This window comes from Methanocella sp. MCL-LM (assembly GCF_049676595.1).
In the GTDB taxonomy this organism is placed as follows: domain Archaea; phylum Halobacteriota; class Methanocellia; order Methanocellales; family Methanocellaceae; genus Methanocella_A.
The window spans coordinates 1,969,846-1,983,906 of the sequence record NZ_CP187259.1 but is presented as its reverse complement, the minus strand read 5'-3'; the positions used below and the strand labels follow the sequence as shown (position 1 = coordinate 1,983,906).

At 46.7% G+C, this 14,061-nt stretch carries 16 protein-coding genes; 5 read left to right on the top strand and 11 right to left on the bottom strand.

Translation table 11 applies throughout. The features are described from left to right. The first annotated feature begins 91 nt into the window (after positions 1–91). The 5 genes from ACPLPM_RS10270 to ACPLPM_RS10250 all read left to right on the top strand — a co-directional run bounded on the left by ACPLPM_RS10270 (position 92) and on the right by ACPLPM_RS10250 (position 3,349). Positions 92–373, top strand: coding sequence for a hypothetical protein (locus ACPLPM_RS10270; protein WP_424356693.1), 282 nt, complete (start codon positions 92–94; stop codon positions 371–373). 205 nt (positions 374–578) lie between these two features. Next, a complete protein-coding gene (locus ACPLPM_RS10265) occupies positions 579–830 on the top strand; it encodes a hypothetical protein (protein WP_424356692.1) in 252 nt (83 codons plus the stop codon). A gap of 156 nt (positions 831–986) precedes the next feature. After that, on the top strand, positions 987–1,856 hold the full coding sequence (locus ACPLPM_RS10260; RefSeq protein ID WP_424356691.1) for a ComEC/Rec2 family competence protein: 870 nt from the start codon (positions 987–989) through the stop codon (positions 1,854–1,856). 12 nt (positions 1,857–1,868) lie between these two features. Further along, a complete protein-coding gene (locus ACPLPM_RS10255; RefSeq protein ID WP_424356690.1) occupies positions 1,869–2,645 on the top strand; it encodes a hypothetical protein in 777 nt (258 codons plus the stop codon). 140 nt (positions 2,646–2,785) lie between these two features. Further along, positions 2,786–3,349, top strand: coding sequence for a hypothetical protein (locus ACPLPM_RS10250; protein WP_424356689.1), 564 nt, complete (start codon positions 2,786–2,788; stop codon positions 3,347–3,349). Here the strand turns inward: ACPLPM_RS10250 and ACPLPM_RS10245 are convergent. The 11 genes from ACPLPM_RS10245 to ACPLPM_RS10195 all read right to left on the bottom strand — a co-directional run bounded on the left by ACPLPM_RS10245 (position 3,346) and on the right by ACPLPM_RS10195 (position 14,060). Continuing rightward, positions 3,346–3,768 (bottom strand): hypothetical protein, encoded by a 423-nt coding sequence (locus ACPLPM_RS10245; RefSeq protein ID WP_424356688.1) that lies wholly within the window; start codon positions 3,766–3,768, stop codon positions 3,346–3,348. The genes ACPLPM_RS10250 and ACPLPM_RS10245 overlap by 4 nt on opposite strands. Beyond that, a complete protein-coding gene (locus tag ACPLPM_RS10240) occupies positions 3,765–4,493 on the bottom strand; it encodes a DNA methyltransferase (protein WP_424356687.1) in 729 nt (242 codons plus the stop codon). The genes ACPLPM_RS10245 and ACPLPM_RS10240 overlap by 4 nt, the downstream gene beginning before the upstream one ends. A gap of 2 nt (positions 4,494–4,495) precedes the next feature. Beyond that, positions 4,496–4,684 carry a hypothetical protein gene (locus ACPLPM_RS10235; RefSeq protein WP_424356686.1) on the bottom strand — a complete coding sequence of 63 codons (189 nt, stop codon included), beginning with the start codon at positions 4,682–4,684 and terminating at the stop codon, positions 4,496–4,498. Between the two features lie 5 nt (positions 4,685–4,689). Then, complete coding sequence (locus ACPLPM_RS10230; RefSeq protein ID WP_424356685.1) at positions 4,690–7,635, bottom strand: DUF2341 domain-containing protein; 2,946 nt, start codon at positions 7,633–7,635, stop codon at positions 4,690–4,692. A gap of 4 nt (positions 7,636–7,639) precedes the next feature. Further along, positions 7,640–8,017: a hypothetical protein gene (locus ACPLPM_RS10225; protein ID WP_424356684.1), complete on the bottom strand. Its 378-nt coding sequence runs from the start codon at positions 8,015–8,017 to the stop codon at positions 7,640–7,642. After that, positions 8,017–9,861, bottom strand: coding sequence for a YncE family protein (locus ACPLPM_RS10220; RefSeq protein ID WP_424356683.1), 1,845 nt, complete (start codon positions 9,859–9,861; stop codon positions 8,017–8,019). The genes ACPLPM_RS10225 and ACPLPM_RS10220 overlap by 1 nt, the downstream gene beginning before the upstream one ends. Continuing rightward, the gene (locus tag ACPLPM_RS10215; protein WP_424356682.1) at positions 9,849–12,512 is read right to left on the bottom strand and encodes a hypothetical protein; all 2,664 of its coding nucleotides are present in this window, start codon (positions 12,510–12,512) and stop codon (positions 9,849–9,851) included. Before ACPLPM_RS10215 ends, ACPLPM_RS10220 begins: the two co-directional genes overlap by 13 nt. 488 nt (positions 12,513–13,000) lie before the next feature. Further along, positions 13,001–13,231, bottom strand: a complete 231-nt coding sequence (locus ACPLPM_RS10210; protein WP_424356681.1) for a hypothetical protein — start codon at positions 13,229–13,231, stop codon at positions 13,001–13,003. Positions 13,232–13,281: 50 nt separating this feature from the next. After that, on the bottom strand, positions 13,282–13,602 hold the full coding sequence (locus ACPLPM_RS10205) for a hypothetical protein (protein WP_424356680.1): 321 nt from the start codon (positions 13,600–13,602) through the stop codon (positions 13,282–13,284). Between the two features lie 4 nt (positions 13,603–13,606). Continuing rightward, entirely contained in the window at positions 13,607–13,888 is a 282-nt protein-coding gene (locus tag ACPLPM_RS10200) for a hypothetical protein (protein WP_424356679.1), read from the bottom strand. 4 nt (positions 13,889–13,892) lie between these two features. Then, positions 13,893–14,060, bottom strand: coding sequence for a hypothetical protein (locus ACPLPM_RS10195; protein ID WP_424356678.1), 168 nt, complete (start codon positions 14,058–14,060; stop codon positions 13,893–13,895). Position 14,061: the final 1 nt, after the last annotated feature.

The window sequence follows — 14,061 nt, the reverse complement described above, 5'->3', positions numbered from 1 at the left end:
TGATTAAATTCACTATCCAAGAGCACTCAGAAAATTATCCATGAATACATAAGACAATAGCTTAAATAGCATATGTCGAATACTCCGAATCATGAGCAATAATGCGGAGTTGGATTCATTAATCAACATTCTAAAGATAATGGTTGATTATGATGAACTGCCGGATACTGATAAATCATGGATTGATTCTCAACTGAAACAATTAAGAGAAACGGAAATTAATGATAGAAAATTAAAAGAACTATGGGTCGAAGCAGAACGGTTAGGATGTAATGATGAAACTTCTCTCGAATTATGTGAGAGGGGCATACAGGAAGCTTATCAGGGAAGAGAAATTATCGAGATGATTCTACGTTATTATGGAAAAACGTAGCTTGTCATCATCAATAGTATAACGGTAACATATCCAACCCAGTTGGATGGCAGCAGGGCTACACCATTAACCGTTTTTATAATATATACTTCTGCTATCACCATTTTGAATTACTTCTCAAATGCGAAGACGCCCTGAAAAGGTCATCATGGCGAGCACTGGGTAAATCTTCGATTATAACAACGACACGGACATGTTAATCGGGATGGTTAAGACATGGGTATCGGCGAACGAAAAGGCGAAACTATGGCTCAGGGTTAAGGCTGGTGTCGAGCGGGATAGGACTGAACGAGATGGCAAGGGGGGAGCTGATAAGAAGGTCGTCTCACTCAAGCGATACGACGAGTATAAGCTGATGGGCCTTAGTGATAGGAAAATTGCAAAGCTGCTGAACGTCAGACGGGGCACTCTCGGAGCGAGACTGAAAGAACGAGCAGAGTCGAAAGAGGGAGATTAACATACCCGAAGGAGTAATGAGAAATACCATTCATTATATTCATCATCCTTTTAATACACAAATAATACTTTCAAATAGCATTGAACTGCTTTAAATACCATCTATTCTTATACTTAGGGTTGTCTCCTAATCGGTCGTGAGACATGAGGATATCGCATGGTTCTTGAGTTAGTGTTCTGGGATGTACAGCATGGAAGCGCGACTTATATTAAGACGCCAAACGGTAAGCACATAGTTGTTGACCTTGGAATTGGGTCATATAGTGCTAACAGCGGTGAAAAGTTCAGCCCTCTTAAGCACTTAAATGAAAAATACAATGTTGAAGGGCTTGACCACGTCATTATTACCCACCCGGATAAAGACCATATCGATGATATATTGAACTTTAAATCAATGAGCCCCAAGGTTCTTTCTCGCCCGAAAACAATTACAAAAGAAGAAATTTTAGAGAAACTAAGCGACGATGAATCAAGTAATGAAATATTTAAAGAATATCTACGAATTTGCGAAAGTTATTGTCAACCAGTCGAGACTGGTAACGATTTAACTGTTCCGGACAATGCCGGCAAAGTGGAAATTAATATATTCCGCCCATCGAGAGATACTTCGAGTAAAAAAATTAACAATCATAGTCTCGTAACCGTACTAAGATACGCTGGTAGTACAGTAATATTGCCCGGTGACAATGAGGTTGCATCTTGGAAAGAATTGATGGAAGATAAGGAGTTTATGGATGCAGTAAAAAATGCGGATATACTATTAGCTCCGCACCATGGTAGAGACTCAGGCTTCTACAACGAGCTAATGAAACATATAAATCCATATATAACAGTCATCTCAGATGGAGAAGAATGCGATACCAGTGCCACAGATAGGTATGGAGCAATAACAAGGGGTTGGAAAGTTAATAGCAAAAGTTTAGGGCAAATTGAAAGAAAATGTTTAACAACAAGAAAAGATGGTGTTATCGTGATAAAACTTGGATACAATGATAGTAGGCCATTTATTGATGTCAGAATAGATTAACATAATTTGGAGGTGTGGGCGATAGAGAAAGAAATCATTGATAAATTATCAATCTATGAATTGATGGGCATAATAATACCCGGATTTTTAGGGCTTTATGCCTTTAATTTAGTATCGTCCACATTCTTCGGAGATATCGTTTCAATAAGTATTAGTAATGATATTATTCTTGGTGCAATCTACTTCTTCGCGCTTATCTTTTCTGGCGTCATTATACACGAATTTGGTGAAATTATCCAGAAATACATATTTATTAAATTGTGGAATGGTTTTCCATCAGAACGATTTCTTTTAGATGATGATACGATGTACTCGATAGATGTGAAAAACATTTTAAAAATGGCGGTTAAAGAACGTTATTTATTGGAGTTCCCGAAATATACCTCAAAAGAGTCTCATCAAATTTTTAATTTATTTTATACGAAACTACAATCAATCGGAAGAGATGAGAAAGCTCAGATATTAAATGCACAATATGGCATGGTTCGTAGTTTCATTGCAGGTATGATGATTTTAACTATTATATATGGTATCATATCAATTTCAATTACCTATTCACATGGATTTCTCTTTGCGAAATATGATATATTCCTAACATGTTTGAGCATTTTAATATTAATTATTCTTGGACGCCGATTAGAACGATTCGGTAAAAGATTTGCTGACTATATAATTCGTGGCTATTACACCTACTATATGGAAACAAAAAGCACGGAGCAATCAAATCTGAATACTCAGGATAGAGAATTATCACCACTTCAGTATACAGCATCTAATAAAAAGGGATAATGTGTATTGAATTGGCAAATTATGCTATAAAACAACTTTTAGGTTTTTAAATATCCACTTATGGGGGTCGTCTAAGTATACAACAACGAAGCGTCAAACGATAGCTATTTAAGTTTTTATAATTCATCCACTTACTTACGATGGCTAAGAAAGATGAGGATGAACTCGACTCGAAGGCATACGACTATCTCTTCCAGTTATATATCAGTTCTCACGATTTATTCTGGAGTCGTATCAATTATTACATAGCGATAGAAACGATACTGGTCACGGCTTATATTGCTTCATTAGTATCAGGATTGGGCTGGACTATTAATACAATATTTCTAGACGTTGGATTGGTATTAACGTGTTACATAGTCGTAGCCTCGTTAACAGACTATAAGGAACTGTTGGACTACGAAAAGGAATTATCCAGACTCGAACCTAAGGTCATAGGAAAAAACAAGATATTCAAAGCTAAATACGAGCAACGTAAGACAGCCACTGCCGAGTTTAAAAAGCACCGAATATACAGCTTTATTGCGGATATACTTGCAGGGATTTTTCTCTGGTTCTATAACAGATATTTCCGTGGTATCCGCTCTACTGAAGTAATTCTCTTAATCTTGTTCTCGATACTTGTGATATGGCTCGCATTTTTCGGATTACATGTATTAGGACAGGATGAAATGGTTATATCCATAGTTAACGGGAGCTATTAGAAAATTTCGCAGACGATTAAGAGAAGGGATATAACAGCAACATATCCAACCCAGATGAACGGCAGCAGGGCTACACTATCAACCTTTTTTCGTCGCATGTACGCATCCGCCAGCACCACCCCTACGGCGAATGCCGCTATCCCTGCGAGCGGATTTACCACGATGAGCAGGAGACCGGCTTTGATGTCAGCCCCGCCTATCCGGTCTCCCGCTACGTTAAACATGACGATGAGTATGATGCCGCAGAAAATGACGCATGTCACCGACCATAGTGATAGATAGATATATCCGGCAGCAACCAGCACCCCGATTATTAGTGAGCCCAGTAGCCATATCCAGTTCGGCACATGGCGATGATTCCACTGGTCATATGCAGCTCCAACCGTGAGTATGGTCAGAGCTGCGAGTTCCGGTATCATGCTGTTGCCGCTGCAGCGCTATCCGGGCCATTGTTCCCAAAATCATTATGGTTCAGGAGTACCGGCTCGATGCTGGTCGCTGCTGTATATCGGTCGAGTATTATAGAACAATATTGAGGGTCTATCTCAAAACCATAACAGGTTTTCCCGGTTGCCTCTGCTGCCAGTATCGCTGTACCACTGCCGAGAAAAGGGTCATATAGGATATTGGGTTTGTGTTTTAATCGCTCGATGCACCATTCGAAGAGTTTCACCGGCTTCTGTGTAGGATGATACCGGCGACCGTCTGGCGAAACGAATCCTTGGTTAGTTATTGACTTGATGTATACTCCCCTGCCATGATTCGTCCATGCAACTTCGCCATCGGCCAGAAATGCCTTGCCGTTCTTAAACCGTTTATCCCATACCAACCATGACCCCTTCGGCAGTTTATCTGCATAGTGATTAGCGCCCCATAAAACGACGTTCTTAAAGCCGAGAAATGGAGTAGGGTCGAAAGGTGAAGCATCCCCGACAATTTTCTTATAACGATTCGTGCTCGGTCTCACCCCACCTGAAAACCGTGTATAGTCAGTATTCCAGTCTATGCCATATGGTGGGTCGGATAAAAGCATATCAGGTACTATCCCGTCGAGCAATGCCGTTCTTGAAGATTGGGAATAACAGTCACCGCACATCAGCCTGTGTCTTCCGAGCTGCCATATGTCACCGTTTTTTACTTCCATGGTTATCTCCTCTGTTTCTTCCTGCTGGAGAGATTAAGGTCAAACCCAGACCCGTTCCACTCGAACTCGTCGAGGCCGATACTTTCGTCGAATTTTTCACTGAGCGAGCGGGCGACTTCGTCGAGGTCGCCATGATAGACGAGGCGCTCGTAGCGCCCTTGCTTGTTGTGTACATTGATTCGTTTTGTCATCGTTTTTACCTCCTCCGAATGAGGAAACCGAGAATCATCAGGGTCACGCCGAGTATGACGAACAACCATGCAGCGTTCTGCCATTCGAATGGGAGAAGCCAGAAGAACAATCCACCGCTGGCGAGAACAGCGATGCCCGGATACATGAGCGACTCGGTTTTAATGTATATGCCGACCGCGATTGCGCCGAACAGGATAACCCAGAATAAGGGGCCGAGAGCATCGACATATGGAGTAACCGCATCGCTGCTGACTTCCTCAGGGTGTATGTTATCCGTATTACCGGAACCGAACAGGTCGTTCATGGTCTTATTGAACAGTCCCATATCGAGCAGTGCGATGGTTTGGTTAGTCTTCGGTCTGTCGGTGATGTTCGAGCCCGGTTTCAGTGTAGGCTGCGGAGTCACTGTACTGACATAGTACGCGAGGACTGCCACATACCCAGTTTTTGCTATCCATGTGTCTTTAGCTGTGCCGGGGTTCTTAACATATAGAGTAACGGTGTAAGTGCCCGGCATTACGAACGTGTGTTTCGGGTTCTTCTCGTTACTGCTGCCGCCATCGCCGAAATCCCAGTGCCATGAGGTCGGGACGTTCAGCGAGTCGTCATAGAATTGGGTTACGAGAGGAGCTGTACCATTGATATTATCTCCATGAAATGCCGGTACAGGAGCGAGATAGAACGAAGTTATAGTCTGCTGTGCTGTGCTTGTACCGCCGGGGGTCGTTACGGTCTGTGTAACTATGAATATACCATCGGAATAGTATTTGTGAACAGCTACTGGGCCGGTTGCCGTTGTACCGTCGCCAAAGTTCCATGATAGGGTAACTGACTGAGCATCATATATTTCGCTATTATCGGTAAATGTGATATCGGTCTGAACTCCCGCTGACTCTCTGCTCATGGTGAATCCAGCGACCGGAGGACGCTGGTTAACAGTAATCGTCGTCTGAGTTGAACTGCTACCACCGGAGGTCGTTACCGTTAATCTGACTGTGTATGTACCGGCATACTGGAAAGTATGACTCGGGCTCTGGCTAGTGCTGTTTACAGTACCATCGCCGAATGACCACTGATAGGTCGCCGTTGCTCCATACAAGCTCGATGTGTCAGTTAACGTCACGGTGAGTGGGTTCATGCCAGTCGTCGCTGAGCTGGTGAACGATGCTATCGGGGGACGCTGGTTAACAGTAATCGTCGTCTGAGCTGTGTTACTGCCGCCGGAAGTGGTCACAGTTAATTTTGCGGTGTATGTACCGGCGTTCTGGTATACGTGGGTCGGGTTTCTCTCTGTTGAGGCCTGACCGTCGCCGAAATTCCACTGATAGGTCGCAGCTGCATTGTATAGGCTCGATGTATCAGTAAAAGTCACGGTGAGAGGGTTCAATCCGCTGGTTGCTGATGTGGTGAAACTGGCTGCCGGGGGATGCTGACTTACCGTGATGGTTGCTGTCGTTGTGCTGCTACCGGCGGTGTTAGTAACAATCAGCGTGACGGTGTAGGTACCAGCATTTGTGTATATGTGACTGGGGTTCTGTGCTGTCGAGGCCTGACCGTCGCCGAAATTCCAGCTATATGTCGCTGCTGTTCCGTACAGGTTCGATGTGCTCGTAAATTGTACGGTGAGCGGGTTCTGGCCAATTGTCGGGTTTGATGTGAAACTGGCTACCGGAGCATGTTGACTAACGCTGATATAATTCGTTCTGGTCATCGTATTAGAACCGCCATAGGCGTTAGTAACAGTCAGGGTGACTGTGTATGCACCGGCGTTCTGGTATACGTGGGTAGGGTTTCTCTCCGTTGAGGTCTGACCGTCGCCGAAATTCCAGCTCCAGCCGCTAAGACTATTGCCAGTGCTGGCATCGGTGAACGTAACACTGAGCGGATTCTGACCGCTGACCGGGGATGCGGTGAAACTGGCTGTAGGGATGATTGCAGCCTCGGTGCTCCATGCGCCATGAGAAACATCCTGAGCAGCATATTTCCTGACATACGTGTAATCTATTGTCATGCCGCCGGAGTCAGTACCGCCGGACTGCGAGGGGAATCCGCCTACACCGAATTCGGGTGTCAGCGATGTTTTCGTTGTTGAACCGCTATTACCGCCGTAAGCGCCCGGTATGTACCATGCGTATGTTGATGACGGTGTGAATGTCTCATAGCTCGTATACCAGTTATCCCACGGAACGGTAATCCCAGTGAATCCGTTCCAGTATACTTGCATCGGGCCTTGTTCAAATATACCGATATCGTAACCACAGGGGTTCTGGAGGCTGTTGGAGCCGGAGAATCTGACACGTTCATAGTTTATTGTATTAAAGGATTTGAAGCCCGTGGTAATCTGTATAGGGTAGTTGAAACTGGTTTTCGAGGATAATCGAGCGTTTCCGCTACCTCCGGTCTGTAATGTAATCACGCCGCCGGATTCTACAACGCTTCCACCGGAACCACCACATGCTACTGTCCATTTTCCGGTGTCTATCCATCCATCGTTGAAGTCATCGAAAAGGGGGAACGTGGCAGCGCCGTTGCTCGCTGAGGAATCTCCGCTCTTACCGTAGTAGATTTTCATCGTGTAAGTGTTCGGAGATACCGGTACACTGTCCATCTCTACCCAGATAACAGCGGTCGAACCGTCATTCGATTCTACCCAGTAATCGAGCAGTCCATCAGCGGAGTTCGCAAACCTGATATCATTCAGTGATGAATATGAGTGACCGTTCAGGTAAACATGGATACCGCTATCAGTACCGCTGCCGGAGTGTATCACGACTTTAGTCTGATAGTTGGATAATGCTCCACCGGTAGACCCTGTTATTGTATGAGTCTTCATGTACTGGTAACCGGACGGAGGAGCAGCCATCGCCCCGGAGGGGATGAATGCCGTGAATATACTTGATATGAGTATGGCGAGGGCGAGCAACCCTGCGATTCTTCGTTTTTCGAACATCGGTTTAACCCCAGATGATTTTCTTGATTTGTAGTGCATCGTAACCGAGGACAGTCCAGATGAGCGCCTGTCCGGGGATACTCAATATTTGCGGTACGCCGAACTGCGAGCACCAGTCCGAGAAGTTAATCAGGATTTCTTTGAATCCGTTGATGATTGACCAGAATCCGAACGAGCTGACGCCGGTTCCTGTATTGTCCTGCTGGTTCTCTCCGGAGACCGGGCTATCGGTGATATTGATAACATCGCTCGCATTGTAGTATGTCTGAGGCGGTGTTACTCCTGGCCCCACCCCTGCATCGTGAAATACTCCGGCAACGAGCCCGAGAATAATGATGAACAAAGTAAGAACGTAGCTCGTGTAATCGACTAAACTGCTCATTACTTGCCCTCCTCCTTGAGTCCGATAACATAGAGGACAGCGAATACCGAGGCAATGCTGAGGATAAGCGTGTATCCGACTCCGAGAGCTGTCATCCATCCAGCGCCCCAGAAGACCCAACAGCAGCCACAGAACACGACTGCTCCGGCCTTCAGGTTTCTCAAGCTGACAGCGCACCCGATGAACAGGGCTATACCGAATCCCAGCCACGGATAAACAACGTCAGGAAGACCCGGAACTCCATATCGAGCATTTGGGAAATCGAGAGTCTGACTCCTGACGATGGGTTTCTCATACCTCGATGATTCGGCGGTGACTCTGATGATGTAATCATGACCGACCGCGTTCGGAATACTGAAAGTGTGGTTTACTGACCCCGAATTGATGACATTAGTCGTGTACGAGTCAGTTACGAGGTTGCTGGTCTGGTTAAAGTGCCTGAGTACCTCGAACTTAACGGATATCGTCGAGTCATGCTCGTCTTGATAGTAGACAGTGACTATACCATCGCCGCCACTCGTGCTTTTCGTCATCCATGTCTTGATAGCTGTACCACTATCATCGATACCGGGCCGACCGGGATTCCAGCCTGACCACGGCTCGACGAATACGGTATAACCGTTCATAATCGGGTAATGCTTCATCGTCTTATTGACGCCTGAGCCGTTGAAGTCGATTTCATAAAATTTGTTCGAGTAGAGCTGGAATACGACGACACCGTAACCGTCAGTCTTACCGCTGCTGATATACTTATGATTTTCATCATAGACGACAGCATCGACAGCCTCGTAGTTCTTCAAATACGAGGTCACGGTGTACTTGACGTTATGTGCAGCGTAGACGTTGACGGTCTCGTCACTGAGTTTCGGGACGATTATACAGCCGGGCTGACCAGTCGTGTAAATCGTAGATGAAACCGTTTTACCGTTCGGGTCAATAACCGAGATGGCATTAACGGTCGTTGATACCGCGTAGATTTTGTTAGTATTAGAACTGTAAAGTAATTTCTGGGGAGCGTTTACAGTCGTGTTCGCTGTCCAGTTATAGGATGTCGCGTCTATCCATGCGATTTTGTTCGAGTCCTTACAGGCGACAACTATGTAATTGCCGTCTGGGGTCATCGTGATATCGAGCGGATTGTTACCGGAGCCGAGGGTTATTGCCCGCGTTACTGTCTGGGAGGTCGGGTCGATAACATAAACGCTGTTACCAGCAGTGTTGGTCGATGCATAGATGTAATTCCGGTTCTTGTCATAGTACACATAGGTCGGGGTCAGGGGAGTTACGATAGTGGCGTCTACCTGATTCATCCCGAGGTTGTATATGTAGACGTGATTAGTTCCGGGGATGTAAAGATAGAATCCGTTCGAGCTGATATCGGCGCATCCGAGAACTTCTCCAGCCGTCCCGATAGTGGTACTGCTGGATATCGTCATCGAGGTTGTACTAATTTTATATACGGTCCGTTCAGCGACGACATACAGGGTGTTACCGTCAGCCGAGATTCTCATTGTTGAATACCCGGTGTTAGTCGTGCTCCCGAATGTAAGCGAGGTTATCAGTTTTTCTGATGCCACACTGTAAACGTTAATCTTCGTGTTCGCTGTACCGTACTCGGACAGAACGTAGATTTTATCACCGTTCGGGCTCAGAATCATGTTCGATGGCTGAGTTACAGCGATGTTACCGGATAGGCTATTTGTGGTGATATCGAACTTTTCGACGATGTTCTTATCCATCTCGCCGACATAGGCTGATGTAGCAAAAGCCGAGGCGGTACTCACCATTACGAGAATAACGAGGGTGATAAATGAGGTTACAGCTACGTTTTTTATTGTAACCATGATTTACCACCCTTGTTTTTACCCTTACTCTTACCCTTACCAGTCTTTTTCTTCGGTTTCGTGCTGAACGGGTCTTTAAGGTCGAGGTCCAGACCTGTACCCCCGAACGGGTTCAGCCCCTCGATGTCGTTCTCGAATGTCCAGCTCCTCGTCAGCCCTGTTTTACGATGTCCACCACTACCCAGACCACCGAGGAAACCGAAACCACCGAGCCTTAACTCAGGGAACTTATCGAATTCAGTCGAGGTTTTATGCCGGTTGTTATACTCGTAGGTATTACCATTCTCGAATGTATTGCCGTTCGCGTAATTGTCAGAGTAGCTATACCACGGCTCATACGTGTTGTCGTTATTGGTAACCTCCTTAGTAACATTCGAGTTATCACTAATGAACGCGTTACGGTTGCCGAAACTGTTGTCAATTATGTTCTCGTTGTCGGTGATTGTCTTATTACTGTTAATCGTCTTCTCGCCGGGCAGGGTAATCTCATTGATATTGTTACCGGTGGTGTAATCATCGACGACAATCTCATCGACTGTCTCACCGTATTTGCTCACGAGTTCGTTACCGTAACCAGCGCCGACCCCGATGCTCGCGTAACCGACTGCTTTCTCGCCAGTATTAATAATGGTTTTACCGATGTTACCATAGTCGCCGAGTCCGATTTCGTCGCCGTTACGAATACCGAAACTATCGGTTTTCAGGTTCTTATTCACGATAACATAATCACCGGTCGGAGCGTCCCGGCTGACCTTTTTTGTAACGACACTATCAGTCTTACCGTAATCGTAATCGAGTTTCAGGTTACTATACTTGTCAGCGCCGATGACGTTGCCCCGTTCATCGACGAAACCATCCCGCGAAAATTGGCTCGGGGTAGTCTTACCTGACACACCCTCATTCCTCATCGGCCCGCTGATGACATCGCCTCCCTTGACGAATCCAGCCTCCTCAAAGACCGCGGCCTCTCCCACCTTACCTTTACCGACTACCTTACCCCCGGTTTTTCCCATGAGCAGCAGGGGAATTACATTACGTCCGACAGCTCCAGCCGGGTCAGTAGCGAAATCATCAGCAACTCCTGAGCCGATGCCGCCGAGTTGGTCGATAAGGCTGGGAACCCGTTTCTCGTTTGTCTGAGTATGAATGGTGTACGGAGTCGTTGTCGTTGTTGTGATAGAGCCGTCAGGGTTCGTTACCTGAGTTGATGTCGGCTCGCCGTATTCGACGGTCTTAGTTACGGTCTTCTCGCCTACTGTACCGCCGGTGATAGCCCGGAGTACACCAGAGCCGACGTTTGTCTTACCGGTACTCCTGTCCTGAACGTACATCTCTCCGATGAGTCCCGCTCCCGCACCCATCTGAGCGACACCACCGATACCGGTAACGACACCCTCGACTGCTCCAGTCCCGAAATTCACGTATGCCGGGGCGATAACCCCTAAATCGAGATTGTTACCGAGTAATGCGAGGTCTTTCTGAGTCTTACCGAACATCCACTGGTTGTCAGGGATGCTGTTAATCAACTGCTCATTTTTAGACCGGGATGATTCAATATGAGAGTTGATACCATTACGAACGTCGCTGCTGGTCTTCCTGAAATCCTCATTAACCTGACCCATCGTGAAGTACGAGCCATAGAGTCCGAACGGGTCACGGTACGCAACATCATTCAAGTATAATTTTGAACCGAGTAATCCGTCGATAGTGTTACCTGTATCCTTGATTGTCTTACCGACATCGACCTTTGAGCCGATTACCGAGATGAAACCGGGGAGTCCTCCCTGAGTGATATTAAAAGCGTCTTTAGCTGCTAATGCAGCCGGATTGGGCTCTGGTACAAGGTTACCCTTTTCATCCATCTGGGACGCCTGAGCACTTGGGAATATGGAGTCGAGAATCGAGTGATTTACAGGAGTCGGAGTGGTTGTGGCTGTTGGTGTCGGTGTGGCTGACCAGCTGGCGGGGCTGGAGATATCACCCGGAGTCGTAGCAGGCTTATTACTGCCATTGTTGCCGCCGAGCAGCTCGGGATAATTCTCCTTGAGGCTGCTCTCAATAGCGTTCGGCATATCCGGGCCGTTGTTATCGAAGTCGCTGACATACCGAGCCTGAGAGGGTGCCGACAATCCAAGTTTCTCGAACCTACCCTCATCCGGGTCATAATAGATGCTGCCGTCGAGGAGCCCGGCGGTATTAATCGCATCATAACCCCATTTATCACCACTGACATCCGTCGAGGGTTTAACTTTACCAGTACCATTAGACGGATAAATCATCGTATCCGGACCAAATACTGCTGTCTTGAACGTCTTACCAGTATTTGTCGGAGAATAATCGATGAGATATCCTTTATTATAGTCAGGGGTATCAAGGAACTTTTTCTCGGTCACTGGCTCAGCCTGAGTTTCCGGTACAGGGGTAACGGTTTTCCGGTCATCCCATTCGCTACCCTCAGGAACCATTATACCCTTACTGTTCTCGACGAATATCGGGCCGCTATACTGAGGTATAAACGGGAGAACTGGCTCAGGAGGAAGAACCTCAGGGTGAGCTGCTTTATACTGGCTCAGGTAAGACCTTTCATCAGACGTGAGGTCGTTCAAAATCAAATCGACAGTATAACCATCAGCTTTAGTTACCCTCACCATACTATCGCTAACCCGGTGGATTGTAGCGCCTCTAAACAAAGCAGGAGTACCATCCTGCTGTACTGGCTGAGTCTGCTGTACCGGCTGAGCCTGCGTAGTCTGCTGTACAGTCTGTGTCGACTGAGTCGGCTGCGGTGCTGGAGCCTGACCGATACTCCTCAAATAAGCCTGTCCCTGTGCGCTATTCGGGTCTACCCACGACCCGTTTACCAGTATGTAGTTTTCATGAGCCATTTTTCGTTTTTACCCCCAGTTTTTACTTTTGAATTCTATCGAGAAACTCGCCTATTGTCACCTTTCGCCAGTCAAGCAGGAATATTAGGACAACGATAATCGCCGTTCCAAACCCAATGAACCTGAACTGAACATTATTCAGCAGGACATCAATGCCGATTGTCAGACAGGTGATGAAAGCTAAATAGTAGGCGAGAGCCGTGTAAATCCGGTCGCTCGTCGTCCAGTCGTACAACCTCGCCCACTTATTCGGGTTAGCCGTAGACGTACTGATTCGCGTCACTCTCCTGTTTAACACTCCTGAGGTAACAATACATGAATGTCAGCCCGATTGTCAGGAGCGGCACCGCGTAGAGTACCCAGATGAGAGGCGATAGTGAATCATAAGTGAAGATGATGCCATACTTGTTAGATGGTAATGGCATAGCTTCAATGAGTTTCATCATGAACAGGTCAGCGAAGAACGTGATAAACAAGGTCTCCATCGCTGCTGCCATTATCCCTGATATCAGTATGTAAACCGTTTTTATCAAGTCTAATACCCTCCATCGTGCCGGACATAGCTCCGGATGATTAGGATGACAGCAAGGATAATAATCCCGAGAACAGGGATGGCCATCCAGCCATATTTGACGATGGTCATCCGCTGGTAGCTATCCTGACTTACCCAGCCCTGACCCACCCAGCCGTTATAAATCCCGAACATTTCGTTCATGAACGGCGACATGAAAATCCATGCAAGACCGAGGAGGACGATAGCCAGAACGAACGTCAGAATAAGGAAAGCGTTACCGCTGTCATCCTTAATGACATTATTTTTCTGTGTATCCTTTTTTTCTGCTATCGTCTCGCTCATCTCCTTACAGTCTATCCGGCATATCATCGAACGGATTGCCGAGCCGTCTTATCTTACCGAGTTTGCTCCGAGTGTTGAGTTTCGCCTGACGCTCGGTGAGCCGGTTCTCCCGCTCCCTGAGCCGGATTTCCTTCTCTCTCCACTTCAGGTCATCCTCACGGACCTTGAGAGCGGCTCGATGCTTGACGAGATTCTCTGCCTGTATCTTTTCGACATCAGCAGCCTTCTTTTTCTCTTTTTCCTCGTACTCGGAGTATGCCTGTTTTACCCTGTCCAAGAATCCCATTATATCACCTCCGGTTCTTTTTCTTGGGACGCATCTCGACGCCCCAGCTATCAATCGCCTTGACGATATGGAGGTCGTTGCACTCCAGCGTCTCAGGATTATGCTCCCGAAGATAGGCGAGCATACTCTTTTTCTGTTTTAGAGCATCGGCTCTCGTTGTAATTCCACTCACG